This window comes from Streptomyces cupreus, assembly GCF_014257025.1.
Taxonomy (GTDB): Bacteria; Actinomycetota; Actinomycetes; order Streptomycetales; family Streptomycetaceae; genus Streptomyces; species Streptomyces cupreus.
Genome location: NZ_JACMSF010000015.1, coordinates 40,255 through 53,671, shown reverse-complemented (window position 1 = coordinate 53,671; position 13,417 = coordinate 40,255). Strand labels below are relative to the sequence as shown.

The following is a 13,417-nucleotide window of genomic DNA, read 5'->3' as shown; positions in this document are numbered from 1 at the left end:
GGCCTCCGCCGCGAGGTCCCGCTTCTTCGGCCGGTTACGGCTCACCGGCGCGCCTCCACCAGACGCGGCATGTCCCGGGCCGCCTCGACGAGGAACCACGAGGGCAGTACGGGATTGCCGTCGGCGTCGGAGGCGATGACGGTCTGGGCGACCTCGACGGAGATCTCCGCGAGCTGTACGAGCAACGACTTGGCGCGGTAGGCGGTCTGACGGCCGTTCGCCGACATGTGCTCCTTGCCCGCGGGCAGTTCCTTGATCAGCCGGCCGCGGAAGGAGTCGGCGAGGTAGTAGAGCAGATCGCGGTCCTCCGGACGGTTCGGCCAGCGGGCGTCGCCCTTGATGATCGCCTCGATGCCGAACCGGCTGCGGACGATCTTGACGTAGCCGCAGAACGCGGTCGCGTGGGCGGGCGTCAGCGTGCCGTGCGCGAGGACCTTCAGGGTCTCCTCGTCCAGGTCACGCCCGAACGAGTGCAGCGCGTCGGAGAGCATGTGCCAGGAACGGGGCGTGGAGAACGGCTCCTCGGTCTTGGGCGGCTTGGACCACAGATGGTCGGGCCGGTCGGTGAGATGGTCCACCACCCAGGGGTGGACGCCGTTGTTCGCGGCCCAGACCAGCCAGTCCTTGGGGGACGCCTCCAGATGCACATGGGTGAGGCGGTTGACCAGCGCGGAGGCGATCGGGCGGGCGAGCGCGTTGTCGGTGGCACGGTTGCCGGCCCCGATGACGATCGATCCCTTTGGCAGCTCGTAGTTGCCGATACGGCGGTCCAGGATCAGCGAGTAGAACGCCTTCTGCACATCCGGCGTGGCCGCGTTCAGCTCGTCCAGGAACAGACAGTACGGCTCGTCGCGGGCGATCGTCTCCGGCGGGCAGAACACCGACCGCCCGTCACGGATCTGCGGCACGCCGATCAGGTCCTCGGGCGCGAGCTGGGTGCCGAGCAGGCTCACGCACTCAAGGCCCAGCGACTCGGCGAAGTCCCGCACCAGGGAGGACTTTCCGATGCCGGGGGCACCCCAGACGAACACGGGCCGCACGGTGGCGAGACCGAGGAGGAGTTCGGGAAGACGGGCAGGGGTGACGGTGACGGCAGCCTGCAAAGCAGGGGCTCCCTTCTTTGCGCCTAAACCGGCGCCGCTCTCGCGTAGGTGGTTGCTCGCCGTCGAGGTTCTCAATTGACAGCTGGCGTAGTCACCCGATTTATCCGGCTCAGGCCGCCCGCTCCTCGGCCTCGGGTTCCACCGGCACCTGTGGCCCGCCGGACTCCTCGAGCCAGCGGCGCAGCACACGGTGGAGGTGCTCGGCGCCGACGAGGTCCGCCCCGTCCTCGACCGGCGCGGACAGGGCGAGGGGGGAGAGCAGGAAGGGCCTGCCCTGGGCGCCGCCGAGTCCGCCGTGCGAGCCGATCTGCTCCTCGAAGGCGAGGACTTCGCCGTCGGCGGGGTCGTACATGGAGTTGACCATGATGTCGGCGGTGTGCGGGAAGGAGTGCGTGCGCCGCACGGCGTCCGCGGCGCCCGGCCCGAAGGGGGCGAGCGGGCCCGGCTCCTGGTCGAGGCGGTCCAGCGGGATCTCGGCGCCGAACGGGCCGAGCACGACGCCGCCGTGCCGCTCGCTGCGGACCAGGAGGAAGCCGATGCCGGGGTGGTTGGCGAGGGTGGTCAGCAGCGCGGGGTGGCGGGCGTCGATCTCCTCCTTGGTCATCCGGTGGGGGACGTCCGGGAAGGAGATCAGGCCGAGGTTGCCGGAGGCCAGCACGATCGGCTCCGAACGGCGGGTGGGGCGGTGCCTCTCGCCGCGCTCCTCGACGGGGATGCGCAGCGCGGCCCGCACCGCCGTACGGGCCTCGGCGCCGCTGTGGGTCCGGCGGGCCCTGCGCGGCACGGGCAGCCCGCAGCCGGCCCGCACCAGGTCGCCGAGGGGGAGGCCGTAGCGGGAGCGGAAGGTCTCGCCGGGGCTCTGCCCGTGGTCGGAGAGCACGACGATCCGGTACGGGCGCGGGGCGTGCTCGGCGACGTTCTCGATGAGTTCCAGCGCGCGGTCGAGGCGTTCGAGGACCTTGTCGGCGTCCCGGCTCACCGGTCCTGAGTGGTGGGCCACCTCGTCGTAGGCGACGAGGTCGGCGTAGACGGCGGTGCGTCCGGCGAGCATGTCGCCCATCACCGCGGCGACGACGACGTCCCGTTCGACGACGGTCGCGAAGGCCCGTACGAAGGGGTAGAGGCCGCCGCGCGAGACCCGGGGGCGGGCCTTGCGCAGCCGGGCCCGGGTGGACTGGCCGATCTCCCGGCCGACCTCGGCGATGAACGACAGCGCGGTGCGCACGGCGTTCGCCGGGTCGGAGAAGTAGGCGAAGTAGCCCGCGCGGGAGCGGTTCTCGCGGCTGCGGCGCCGGGTCGCGATGGAGAGCACCAGGGCCTGTTCCTCGGCGCCGCCGCTGAACAGGTTGCCCCGGCTGGCACCGTCGACGGTGAGGAGTCCGCCGTCGCCGGACGTCTCGACGGCGCGGCGCTGGAGTTCGGCGGCACTGGTCGGGCGGTTGCAGACCATCACCTCCCGGCTGTCCTTGTCGTACCAGCGGAAGGCCGGGACATCGTGGTTGCTGCCGTGCAGGATGCCGAGCTGGCTGGCGCCGGTCTGGCTGGACCAGTCGGTGCGCCAGGGGGTCAGCCGGTGGGTGGGGCGGTCCCCGCCGGTCCAGCGGGCGAGGGTCGGCATCAGTCCCGTGCCGACGGCGCTGCGCAGCACGTCGTGCCCGACGCCGTCGAGCTGGACGAAGACGGTGCCCGGAGTGGACGGACACGGCGGCCCGGTGCCACGCCGGCGGTCGGCCAGGCGGTACAGCCGGCGCCGGTAGGCGTCGTCGTCGCGTACGGCGAGGGCGGCGCCGGTGGCGGAGGCGACCGCGGACATCACGGCGGCGACCACCACGGCCGTCTCCCAGGCGGCGCCGCCGCGCTCGGCGGGGTTCAGCCGCAGGGCGACCAGCAGGAGGGCGCCGTTGAGGAAGAAGACCAGCAGGCCGAGGACGAGCGCGGGCACGAGCAGCAGCAGCCGGACCAGCAGCGGCCAGACGAGGGCCGACAGCACACCGAAGGCACCGGCGCCGAACGCGGCGGTGACGGCGATCCGGGTCGCGCTGTCACCGTCGGCGGACTGGAGCTGGAAGTCCGGCAGGATCCCGGCGAGCACCAGCATGGTGAGCGTCGACACCGCCCACACCGCGACGCTGCGCCCGACCTGACTGGCGACCCGCCGCCAACGCCGTCCAAGCACGCCCCGCACACCTCACGTCCGGACCCGACACCCAGCCGGGCCTGCCTCCACCTTGTCATACAGACGTGCGGGAACCTCGGTCACCGCCCGTCGTACCCCGCTGTCGGCAGCGACAGCCGGCGGTGCACCCGGGCCTTCATCTGGGAGTCGTACCGGGGCTCCTCGCAGCCCACCGTCTCCACTCGCACCCCGCGCCGCGCGCACTCCGCGGTGAACTCCTCGACGGAGGACAGGGCGCTCTCCAGCACACGTCGGCTCGGCACCACGAAAAGGTCGACGCCGGACCGCACCCCGTCCCACAGCGCACAGTGGTCGGGCCGCAGCCCCCGGACCACCAGCTCCCGGCTCACGGTGTATCCCCGCTCCGCCGCCCACCGCGCGCACATCGCGTGCTGGCTGCGGGAGTCCACCAGAAAGGGATCGGCGTCCAGTTCCTCAAGCGGTGTCAGACTCGCGATCGCCGTGACCCGCACCGGTCCCATGGCGTCCCCCTCACCTCCGGGTTTCAGGCGCCGACACTACTCCTGCCCGTAGGCTTCAGGGGAGTCGCGCGAAGGAGGCAAAGAGGTGCCCGTGGAGATCACCTGGTGGGGTCATGCCACCTGCACGGTCGCCGACTCGGACGTACGCGTCCTCACCGACCCTCTGTTCGCACGCCGGCTCGCGCATCTGCGCCGGCGCCGGGGCGCGCTCCCCCCGCCCGACGCCTGGCGCGCAGACGTCGCGCTCGTCTCCCATCTGCACGCCGACCACCTGCATGTTCCCTCCCTGGGGCGGCTGCCCGAGGGCACGCGCCTGCTTGTGCCCCGGGGCGCACCCCGAGCCGTACCGGGGCTGCGCCGGCTCACTCATCTCCAGGTCACCGAGGTACAGCCCGGAGACGTGACAGAACTGGGTGCCGTGCGCATACGTGCCGTGCCCGCCCGCCACGACGGACGCCGCCTGCCCGTCGGACGGCACCACTCCCCCGCCCTCGGCTACGTCATCGAGGGCGAGGCCCGCACCTACTTCGCCGGGGACACCGGCCTGTTCGACGAGATGGCGCAGGAAGTCGGGCCCGTGGACGTGGCTCTGCTGCCGGTGGGCGGATGGGGGCCGTATCTCGGCGAGGGCCACCTGGACGCGGGGCGCGCGGCGGAGGCCCTGGCCCGGCTGGCGCCCCGCAGCGCCGTGCCCGTGCACTACGGCACGTACTGGCCGATCGGCATGGACGCCGTGCGCCCCCACGAGTTCCACGCGCCCGGCGACGAGTTCGTCCGGATCGCCGCCGAACGCGCCCCGGGCGTCGCCGTGCACCGGCTCGGGCACGGCGAGAGCGTACGGCTGGGGGTGACCGCGTGACCTGGCTCGCCGCCGCCTCGACGACGGTGCCCACCGAGTCCACGCAGCAGGCGATCGGCTATCCGACGCTGTTCGTCCTGGTGCTGCTCGGGGCGCTGGTGCCGGTCGTGCCGACCGGCGCTCTCGTCAGTTCCGCGGCGGTGGTGGCATTTCATCAGACGGCTCCGTTTGCTCTCGCGTTGGTGTTCGTCACGGCCTCGCTGGCTGCGTTTCTCGGTGACGCCACGCTGTACTGGCTCGGGCGGCGCGGAATGGGGTCGAAGAACGGGTCGCGGTGGCTGGAGGCGATTCGGTCCCGGGCGCCGCAGGAGCGACTGGAGCACGCCCAGCGAAAGCTCGCGGAACATGACGTGGCGGTGCTGGTGCTGTCCCGGCTGATGCCGGCGGGGCGGCTTCCGGTGATGCTGGCGTGCCTCATCGCCAAGTGGCCGATGCGGCGCTTCGCCCGGGGGAATCTGCCGGCTTGTCTGGCGTGGGTCGTGACGTATCAGCTGATCGGGATTCTGGGTGGGTCGCTCTTCCCTGAGCCGTGGGAGGGCGTGGTCGCGGCGGTGGCGCTGACGCTGGTCATCAGTGTGACGCCCAGTTTGTGGAGGCGGGTTCGGGCTCCTAGGTGAGTCCCAGTACCCGTGAGCCGCCCACCGGCAGGTCCCACAAGTCCCCGCGCTCAAGCCCCTCCTTCTCCCACGCCTCCCGCACCCTCCGCAGCGGCTCCAGTACCGGCTCCGCCGACAGGATGAACGTCCCCCAGTGCATGGGGGCCATCCTGCGCGCGCCCAGGTCCAGCGTGGCCCGGACCGCCTCCTCCGGGTCGCAGTGGACGTCGCTGAGCCACCAGCGGGGGTCGTAGGCGCCGATCGGCATCAGGGCGAGGTCGATTCCGGGGTAGCGGCGGCCTATGCGGGCGAACCAGTGGCCGTAGCCCGTGTCGCCCGCGAAGTAGACGCGTTGGCCGTCGGCCGCCGTGAGGACCCAGCCGCCCCACAGGCTGCGGCAGGTGTCGGTGAGGCTGCGCTTGGACCAGTGGTGGGCGGGGACGAAGTCGAAGCGGACGCCGTCCAGTTCGGCCGCCTCCCACCAGTCCAGCTCGGTGACCGAGGTGAAGCGTCGACGGCGGAACCAGCGGGCGAGACCGGCCGGCACGAACACCGGGGTGTCGCACGGGAGTCGGCGCAGGGTGGGGGCGTCCAGATGGTCGTAGTGGTTGTGGCTGATGACGACCGCGTCCACGCGCGGGAGCACCTCCCAGTCGATGCCGACCGGGGTGATCCGGGCCGGGGTGCCGATGATGCGGCGGGACCAGACCGGGTCGGTGAGGACGGTGAGTCCGCCGATCCGGACCACCCAACTGGCGTGTCCCGCCCAGGAGACGGCGACCGTGCGGGCGTCGACGCGGGGCAGCGGGCCGGGTTCGAAGGGCAGCAGGGGGATGTCGGCGAGGCCCTCGCGGCCGGGGCGCACGGCGCCCTCGCGGGCGAACCGGGCCATGGCCTTCAGGCCGGGCAGCGGGGCGGTCAACCGGTCGTGGAAGGTACGCGGCCACACCCGCCGCTCGTCCAGCGGGCGGGGTTCGGCGAGCGGTGGAAACGGTGACGTGGGGGCGGGGCTGTCGAGTTCCTTGTCCTTCGTGGTCGGCTCGGACTGCTGCGTCATCGAGGAGGCTCCCATCGCTGAGCTTCGTCGCGGAGATCGTCGAAGACCGACTTCACATGGATCAACGCGCGTTGCACATGTGGCAGTTCCAACGGCGCGGGTGAATCGAGGCATTCCGCGCGCTCCTCGTCCGTGCCGCCCAGCAGGTCCCCGGTGGACAGCCGTACGCGCGGTGCGGCGAGGTCGTCGCCGAAGCGGTGGCCGCCGGGCGCGGGCATGCCGAGCCGGGCGGTGAGGAAGTCCTCCAGATCCTGGGCGTCGCCGGCCCCCTGCGCGCCGAGCGCGGTGCGCAGGGGGCCCAGATCGACGTAGAGATGGCGGCCGGCCTGCGGGGGGCGGGCCACGGCTCCCGCCTCGACGACGGCCGCGTACAGGGCGGCGGCCAGGCGCGCGTGCAGGCGTACGACGGCCGCCCGGCGGGCGGTGACCGGCTCGGGTTCGGTGAGGGCGTATCGGGCCGCGGCGGCGACCGGGCCCGCGACGTGGGCGCCGAGCGCGGTGAGCACGTCGAGCACCCGCGCGTGCAGGCCCTCTCCGACATCGCCCAGGGGGAACCGGGCGATCGCGGCCGGCCAGCCCGGCGGGAGCAGGGCGCCGGCCAGGTCGGTGACGACGGTGACCCGTTCCGGCAGCATCTCGGCGGGGCTGAGCAGCACGGAGTCGTGCGGGGCGTGCCGGGTGTCGCGCCAGGTCTCGTCGCTGACCAGGTGCAGGCCCTCGCCGGCGGCCGCCTCGACGGTCTCGTGCAGCACCTCGGGCGGCGCCACGGTGGCGGTGGGGTCGTCGGCGACCGACAGCACCAGCAGCCGCGGGTCACCGCCCTCGGCGCGGACCCGGCGCACGGTCTCCAGCAGGGCGTACGGATCGGGCACCCCGCCGCATTCGGCCGGGGTGGCGACATGGAAGAGCGGTCTTCCCAACAGGCGTGCGTACGGCGCCCACCAGGCCGCACAGGGCCGGGGCACCAGGACGTCGCCGCCGAGGGCCGCGGTCAGGGCGAGCAGCAGCGCGGCGGCGCCGGGGGCGGCGACCACCCGGTCGGGCACGGCGGGCAGTCCACGCCGGTCCCAGTGGCCGCAGGCGGCGTCGAGCAGGGCCCCACCGCCGCCGACGGGCTCGCTCTCGGCGCGGGCGGCGGCAGCGGCGAGGACGGCGGACAGCTCGGGCAGCACGGGCAGCCCGTCCCCGGGCAGCGGCGGCCCGTACCGGACGGGGCCATGGCTCTCGGGAACCCTCCGCGCCACCCTGACTCCCTCCTGGTACGTACGGTACGAGATCAGATGTCGGCAGCTCTTCCCTTGCGCCGCAGCCGGTACACGGCACCGCCCAGCGCCGCCGCGATGCACACCCCGCCGGCGACCAGGACGGGCACGGAGTCGGTGAACGAACCCCCCTCACCGGCCCGTACTCCCTTCTGGACGACGGCCGGCGGGCAGGGCTCCCGATGCTCCTCGGCCGGGCACGGCCGCGGGCCGGTGCCGGCGCCGCCCTTGGCGACGGTCAAGGTCGCGCTCCACTGCTTGCCCTGACCGCCGGGAGCGGCGGGACAGGTCCCGTCGACGGTCCACGCGGTGTCGGGCCCCACGGGTTCGACACCGCCTTCGAGCTCCGCGGCGGAGGCGATCCGGGCGGTGCCCCGGTAGGCGGGCCCGGCGGCACCCTCGTCGTTGCCGGCGACCTTGTGCAGGGCGACGGTGCCCTCCTCGAATGCCTGCGAGGTGGCGTCCAGGGTGGAGGGCGCGGGGCCACCGGTGGGATCACAGGTGACCGAGACCGTGACGCTCCCGCCCGGATGAGTACTGCTGGGACTGGCCTCCGCGGCCGGCTCCGCAAAAGCCGACGAGGCGGCGAACCCCAGGAGGACACCCGCAAGGGCAAGAGCGGACAGGACACGGACTCTGCGGCGCATCGTGCGGGCTCCTTGGACCGACGGCTGCGGGACGCGCAGACACGCGCCCCGCAGCCATCACAGCCCGCCCGGCGAGGACCCGCGCGCGGCCGGACACCATTAGCGGGACGGAAGGCGGCCGTGCGGGTGAAAGTCCGGGACAGGGGCTTGCCCCGTCAGAAGGCCTACGCCACGTCCCGCAGCACCTGCTCCCGAACCCGTCCGCAGCACCGGCTGATCAGCCGGGACACATGCATCTGCGAGATCCCCAACTGCTCGGCGATCCGGCTCTGCGTCATGTCCCCGAAGAACCGCATGTACAGAATCCGCCGCTCCCGCTCGGGCAGCGCGGCGATCCGTGGCTTCACGGCCTCCCGGTCCACCACCGTGTCCAGCGCGGGATCCGCGGACCCCAGCGCGTCGCTCAAGGAGTACCCGTCCTCACTGCCGGGCAGCTCCGCGTCCAGGGACAGCGCCGTGAAACTCTCCAGCGCCTCAAGACCGACCCGGACGTCGGCCTCACTCATGTCCGCGTGCTCGGCGATCTCCGCGACCGTGGGCCTGCGCCCGGAGACGGTCTGGAGGTCCTGCACGGCGAAGCGGACACGGTTGCGCAGATCCTGCACACGGCGCGGCACATGCAGCGTCCACATGTGGTCCCGGAAGTGCCGCTTGATCTCGCCGGTGATGGTCGGTACGGCGTAGCTCTCGAACGCGTTGCCGCGCTCGGGGTCGAATCGGTCGACGGCCTTGACCAGGCCGAGGGCCGCCACCTGACGGAGGTCCTCGAAACTCTCGCCGCGGCTGCGGAAGCGTCCCGCGAGCCGGTCCGCCATCGGTAGCCAGGCCTCGATGATCTCCTCGCGCAGCGCGTCGCGCCGCGGGCCCGGCGACAGAGTGTTGAGCTTGCGGAACGCCTCCGTGGTATCGGGGGCGTCATCGTGCGGGTGGTGCTTCGCGCTCACTCGTGTGGGCATGTGCGTCGCAACTCCCTTGGTTGTGCTCTGGGTTGGACGGTCACCGTGGGAGCGCGCAGCGGAACCGGACGGAACGCAGCCGTGTCGACGGTGTGCCGCTCCCACGGACGTGCCTCCTGTCCGAAGCACTGAGAGTTCGCCTGCCCCTGGCCCCGCGCCGCAAACACCGGCTCAGGTTTTCGGCAGGCGCGCAGGGTGACTCGGAGTGCTGCTGTCCGTCCATCTCGTCCGGGAGGTTCCGCATGAGCACCAAGGTCTCCGATCACGTACTGCAGCGGCTGCGCGAGTGGGGGGTCGAGCATGTCTTCGGCTATCCCGGCGATGGCATCAACGGCCTGCTCGCGGCCTGGGGCCGGGCGGAGAATCGGCCGCAGTTCATCCAGTCCCGGCACGAGGAGATGTCGGCGTTCCAGGCCGTCGGTTACGCCAAGTTCAGCGGCCGTGTCGGAGTGTGCGCGGCGACCTCCGGTCCTGGCGCGATCCATGTCCTGAACGGCCTGTACGACGCCAAGCTGGACCATGTGCCGGTGCTGGCGATCGTCGGTCAGACGCACCGGACGGCGATGGGCGGCTCGTACCAGCAGGAAGTCGATCTGCACACCCTGTTCAAGGATGTCGCCTCGGACTTCGTGGAGACGGTGACGGTCCCCGAGCAGCTGCCGAACGTGCTCGACCGGGCGATCCGCACCGCATACGCCCGACGCTGCCCCACCGCGGTCATCATCCCCGGCGATGTGCAGGAGCTGGACTACGCGCCGCCCACGCACGAGTTCAAGATGGTGCCGTCCAGCCTGGACCGCAGTTCCTGGACGGCGATTCCCTCGCAGGAGTCGATCGAACGGGCCGCGGAGATCCTCAACACCGGTGACAAGGTGGCGATTCTCGTCGGCCAGGGCGCCGCCGGGGCGCGGGCCGAGGTGGAGCGGATGGCCGAGGTGCTCGGCGCGGGCGTCGCCAAGGCGCTGCTCGGCAAGGACGTCCTCAGCGATGAACTCCCGTACGTCACGGGCGCGATCGGGCTGCTGGGCACGCGTGCCTCGTACGAGCTGATGCGGGACTGCGACACGCTGCTGACCATCGGATCCTCCTTCCCGTACACGCAGTTCCTGCCGGACTTCGGCAAGGCGCGGGGGGTGCAGATCGACCTCGATCCGCACATGGTCGGGATGCGTTATCCGTACGAGGTCAATCTCGTCGGCGACGCGCGGGCAACCCTGGAACGCCTGATCCCGATGATCGACCCGGAGCGCGGGCGGGAGTGGTACGACACGGTGTGCGACAACGTGATGCGCTGGCGTGACGTGATGGAGCGGCGGGCGAACCTGTCGGCGGACCCGATCAATCCGGAGTACGTCGCCCATGTCCTGGACCCGCTGCTGCCCGCCGACGCGATCATCAGCTCCGACTCGGGCTCGGCGGCGAACTGGTACGCGCGGCATCTGACGATGCGGCCCGGCATGCGCGGCTCGCTCTCCGGCACGCTCGCCACGATGGGGTGCGGGGTGCCGTACGCCATCGGCGCGAAGTTCGCGCATCCGGACCGGCCGGCGATCGCGCTGGTCGGGGACGGGGCGATGCAGATGAACGGGATGGCGGAGCTGATCACGGCGGCGAAGTACCGCGATCAGTGGGAGGATCCGAGGCTGGTGGTCGGCGTCTGGAACAACCACGACCTCAACCAGGTCACCTGGGAGATGCGGGCCATGGAGGGCGCCCCGTCGTTCCTGCCCTCGCAGGAGATCCCGGATGTGCAGTACGCCGCCTTCGCCCGCTCGCTGGGCCTGACCGGTATCCGGGTGGAGAAGCCGGAGGACGTGGAGGCGGGCTGGCGGGCCGGCCTGGAGGCGGACGGTCCCGCCGTGATCGAGTTCCTCACCGATCCGGCGGTCCCGCCGATCCCGCCGCACGCCACCTGGGAGCAGCTGGAGGCCACGGCCGCCTCGATCCTCAAGGGCGACGCGGACCGCGGCTCCATGATCAAGCAGGGCTTCAAGGCGAAGATGCAGGAGTTCCTGCCGGGGCGCGAGAAGAAGTAGCCTCGCTCGGCTCCTTGGGGAGCAGGAGCTCCTCGTAACGGCCCAGAGCCAGCAGTACGCCGAGCATGAGCAACGGAATGATCAACGCGAGCAACACCATGGTCTGTCCTTCCCCGGAGATGAAGCGCGGGGGGTGCGGACCGGGTCTCCCTCCGCACGCGGGGCAAACCCCGCCCGGGGCGGTGTCGGCGGCCGGTCTTCGGGTACGCGGAGCCCCACCCCCGAAGATCTGGAGGGAGTCATGCAGCGAGGCAGCGACCGGCTGAACGTCCATCGCGACGACGAGATGAAGCACGAACTCCAGGGCCTGCTCAGGTCGGGTCACCCCACCCGGACCGAGGAGTGGCACGACCCCGAGCCGAGCGCCGACGACGACCCGCAGGTCGCGGGCGGTCCGGTGGCACCCGGCGGGGGTACGGCCTCGCTGGCGGCGGTGCGCCAGGCGCTGGCCCGGTACCTCAGCCGCAGCGTGTTCCCGGCGGGCCCGCGCGAGCTGGCGGGCGCCATGCGCCGCGGATACGCGCCCGACGCCCTGGTGGAGCCGCTGGAGCGCCTCCCCCGCTCGGCGCGCTACGCCACCGTCCAGGAACTCGCCGAAGCGCTCACCCGACGGTAGCCATGGAGAGGACCGTGATGGCTGACTTTGTGAGGGATGTGATGACCGCGGGCGTGGTCGCCGTCCGCCCGGACGCCTCGCTGGTCGAGGCGGCGCAGCTGATGCGTGCCCAGGACATCGGCGATGTGCTGGTGGCCGACGGCCAGCGGATCGTCGGCATGCTCACCGACCGTGACATCGCGGTGCGCGCGGTCGCGGAGGGCGCCGACCCGCTGACGGTCAGCGCCGAGTCGGTGTGCACGCCCGATCCGGTGACGGTCGCCCCGCGGGACCCGGTCGCGGCCGCCGTGGCCCTGATGCGGCAGCACGCGATACGGCGGCTGCCGGTCGTCGAGGACGGCCTGCCGGTGGGCGTGGTGAGCCTCGGCGATCTGGCCGAGGCCCAGGATCCGGAGTCGGCGCTGGCCGACATCAGCCGGGCCGCGCCGGACGGGTGAGCGCATGGGCCGGGACCAGGCCGCGGAGATCAACGCCACCGGCGTCAGCGTCGACGTCGGTGACGCGACCGTCCGCTATCTGCTGTACGGACTGCTGCCCAGCTGGTTTCTGCCCGGCCTCGCCGACTGGGCGATGCACCGGCGCACCCGCATCGAGGAGACGGCCGGCACCAAGGAATCACTCATCCACTCCCTGATGATGGCCGAGGTCGGCGTGCCCATCGCGCTGACCCTGCGCTACGAGGTCAACCCGATGCTGCTCGCCGTGCAGCTCTCCAGCACCGCCGCCCATGAGGCGACCGCGCTGTGGGACGTGCGCACGGCCGAGCACAGCGGCCGTGAGGTCAAGCCGATCGAGCAGCACATCCACAGCTTTCTGGAGTCGCTGCCGTTCGGGGCGCTGGCCTCGCTGATGTGTCTGCACGCCGACCAGGTCAAGTCCCTGCTGCGCGGCGGCGGGGGCGATCCGGACGCCTGGCGTCTGGTGCCGCGCCGGCGCCCGCTGTCCCGCGTCTATCTCGCGGGCATCGCGGCGGCGATCGGCACCTGTGTGCTGCTGCCGTACGGCGAGGAGCTGCTGCGGTGCCGGCGGGCCGCGCGACGCACGAGGAAGAAGGGAAGCTGAACCATGCGCATCGCATTTCTCACCGCACCTCAGGGCGTCGAGCAGGTCGAACTCACCGATCCCTGGCAGGCGGCGGTGGACGCCGGTCACGAACCGGTGCTGGTGTCGACGAAGCCGGGGAAGATCCAGGCGTTCCACCACCTCGACAAGGCCGACTCCTTCCCGGTGCAGGAGGTCGTCGGCGAGACGTCGGCCGACTCCTACGACGGACTCGTCCTGCCCGGCGGCGTGGCCAACCCGGACTTCCTACGGCTGGACGAGGCGGCCGTCTCTTTCGTCGGCTCCTTCTTCGAGCAGGGACGTCCGGTCGCCGCGATCTGTCACGCGCCGTGGACGCTGGTGGAGGCGGACGTGGTGCGCGGTCGGGTGCTCACCTCATGGCCGAGCCTGCGCACCGACATCCGCAACGCGGGCGGCACGTGGGTCGACGAGCAGGTGAAGGTCTGCGACCACGGGCCCAACAAGCTGGTGACCAGCCGCAAGCCGGCCGATCTGAAGGCGTTCTGCGAGACCTTCCTGGACGTGTTCGCGAAGGAGGCCGGCTGACGGACCGCAAGCAGCGCGG

At 72.1% G+C, this 13,417-nt stretch carries 14 protein-coding genes; 7 read left to right on the top strand and 7 right to left on the bottom strand.

All coding sequences use genetic code 11. The features are described 5' to 3' along the window. Positions 1 to 41 precede the first annotated feature (41 nt). From H4N64_RS16130 to H4N64_RS16120, 3 genes are all read right to left on the bottom strand, one after another. A complete protein-coding gene (locus H4N64_RS16130; RefSeq protein ID WP_186283000.1) occupies positions 42 to 1,103 on the bottom strand; it encodes an ATP-binding protein in 1,062 nt (353 codons plus the stop codon). A gap of 109 nt (positions 1,104 to 1,212) precedes the next feature. Continuing rightward, positions 1,213 to 3,279, bottom strand: coding sequence for an alkaline phosphatase family protein (locus H4N64_RS16125; RefSeq protein ID WP_336246712.1), 2,067 nt, complete (start codon positions 3,277 to 3,279; stop codon positions 1,213 to 1,215). A gap of 80 nt (positions 3,280 to 3,359) precedes the next feature. Then, complete coding sequence (locus H4N64_RS16120; protein WP_186282998.1) at positions 3,360 to 3,761, bottom strand: hypothetical protein; 402 nt, start codon at positions 3,759 to 3,761, stop codon at positions 3,360 to 3,362. A gap of 85 nt (positions 3,762 to 3,846) precedes the next feature. On the opposite strand from H4N64_RS16120, the gene H4N64_RS16115 reads away from it, so the two are divergent. Further along, positions 3,847 to 4,620 (top strand): MBL fold metallo-hydrolase, encoded by a 774-nt coding sequence (locus H4N64_RS16115; protein ID WP_186282997.1) that lies wholly within the window; start codon positions 3,847 to 3,849, stop codon positions 4,618 to 4,620. Next, entirely contained in the window at positions 4,617 to 5,237 is a 621-nt protein-coding gene (locus H4N64_RS16110; RefSeq protein WP_186282996.1) for a VTT domain-containing protein, read from the top strand. The genes H4N64_RS16115 and H4N64_RS16110 overlap by 4 nt, the downstream gene beginning before the upstream one ends. Here H4N64_RS16110 and H4N64_RS16105 read toward each other — a convergent pair. From H4N64_RS16105 to H4N64_RS16090, 4 genes are all read right to left on the bottom strand, one after another. After that, a complete protein-coding gene (locus H4N64_RS16105; RefSeq protein ID WP_186282995.1) occupies positions 5,230 to 6,273 on the bottom strand; it encodes an MBL fold metallo-hydrolase in 1,044 nt (347 codons plus the stop codon). The genes H4N64_RS16110 and H4N64_RS16105 overlap by 8 nt on opposite strands. Continuing rightward, entirely contained in the window at positions 6,270 to 7,517 is a 1,248-nt protein-coding gene (locus H4N64_RS16100) for an aminotransferase class I/II-fold pyridoxal phosphate-dependent enzyme (RefSeq protein WP_186282994.1), read from the bottom strand. Before H4N64_RS16100 ends, H4N64_RS16105 begins: the two co-directional genes overlap by 4 nt. Positions 7,518 to 7,549: 32 nt before the next feature. Further along, positions 7,550 to 8,182 carry a hypothetical protein gene (locus H4N64_RS16095; RefSeq protein ID WP_186282993.1) on the bottom strand — a complete coding sequence of 211 codons (633 nt, stop codon included), beginning with the start codon at positions 8,180 to 8,182 and terminating at the stop codon, positions 7,550 to 7,552. Between the two features lie 164 nt (positions 8,183 to 8,346). Next, on the bottom strand, positions 8,347 to 9,138 hold the full coding sequence (locus tag H4N64_RS16090; protein WP_186282992.1) for an RNA polymerase sigma factor SigF: 792 nt from the start codon (positions 9,136 to 9,138) through the stop codon (positions 8,347 to 8,349). A 242-nt stretch (positions 9,139 to 9,380) separates the two neighbouring features. On the opposite strand from H4N64_RS16090, the gene H4N64_RS16085 reads away from it, so the two are divergent. The 5 genes from H4N64_RS16085 to H4N64_RS16065 all read left to right on the top strand — a co-directional run bounded on the left by H4N64_RS16085 (position 9,381) and on the right by H4N64_RS16065 (position 13,398). Further along, a complete protein-coding gene (locus H4N64_RS16085; RefSeq protein ID WP_186282991.1) occupies positions 9,381 to 11,174 on the top strand; it encodes a thiamine pyrophosphate-requiring protein in 1,794 nt (597 codons plus the stop codon). 241 nt (positions 11,175 to 11,415) lie between these two features. Beyond that, entirely contained in the window at positions 11,416 to 11,790 is a 375-nt protein-coding gene (locus tag H4N64_RS16080) for a DUF2795 domain-containing protein (protein WP_186282990.1), read from the top strand. Between the two features lie 17 nt (positions 11,791 to 11,807). Beyond that, on the top strand, positions 11,808 to 12,227 hold the full coding sequence (locus H4N64_RS16075) for a CBS domain-containing protein (RefSeq protein WP_186282989.1): 420 nt from the start codon (positions 11,808 to 11,810) through the stop codon (positions 12,225 to 12,227). 4 nt (positions 12,228 to 12,231) lie between these two features. After that, entirely contained in the window at positions 12,232 to 12,852 is a 621-nt protein-coding gene (locus H4N64_RS16070) for a diguanylate cyclase (RefSeq protein ID WP_186282988.1), read from the top strand. Positions 12,853 to 12,855: 3 nt separating this feature from the next. After that, positions 12,856 to 13,398, top strand: a complete 543-nt coding sequence (locus H4N64_RS16065) for a type 1 glutamine amidotransferase domain-containing protein (RefSeq protein WP_186282987.1) — start codon at positions 12,856 to 12,858, stop codon at positions 13,396 to 13,398. The last annotated feature ends 19 nt before the right edge of the window (positions 13,399 to 13,417 follow it).

Bases quoted from the DNA above. Each gene is read 5' to 3' on its own strand.
- H4N64_RS16080 (WP_186282990.1), top strand. From the start codon at position 11,416: ATGCAGCGAGGCAGCGACCGGCTGAACGTCCATCGCGACGACGAGATG.
- H4N64_RS16105 (WP_186282995.1), bottom strand. From the start codon at position 6,273: ATGACGCAGCAGTCCGAGCCGACCACGAAGGACAAGGAACTCGACAGC.
- H4N64_RS16085 (WP_186282991.1), top strand. From the start codon at position 9,381: ATGAGCACCAAGGTCTCCGATCACGTACTGCAGCGGCTGCGCGAGTGG.
- H4N64_RS16070 (WP_186282988.1), top strand. From the start codon at position 12,232: ATGGGCCGGGACCAGGCCGCGGAGATCAACGCCACCGGCGTCAGCGTC.
- H4N64_RS16065 (WP_186282987.1), top strand. From the start codon at position 12,856: ATGCGCATCGCATTTCTCACCGCACCTCAGGGCGTCGAGCAGGTCGAA.
- H4N64_RS16075 (WP_186282989.1), top strand. From the start codon at position 11,808: ATGGCTGACTTTGTGAGGGATGTGATGACCGCGGGCGTGGTCGCCGTC.
- H4N64_RS16120 (WP_186282998.1), bottom strand. From the start codon at position 3,761: ATGGGACCGGTGCGGGTCACGGCGATCGCGAGTCTGACACCGCTTGAG.
- H4N64_RS16095 (WP_186282993.1), bottom strand. From the start codon at position 8,182: ATGCGCCGCAGAGTCCGTGTCCTGTCCGCTCTTGCCCTTGCGGGTGTC.
- H4N64_RS16090 (WP_186282992.1), bottom strand. From the start codon at position 9,138: ATGCCCACACGAGTGAGCGCGAAGCACCACCCGCACGATGACGCCCCC.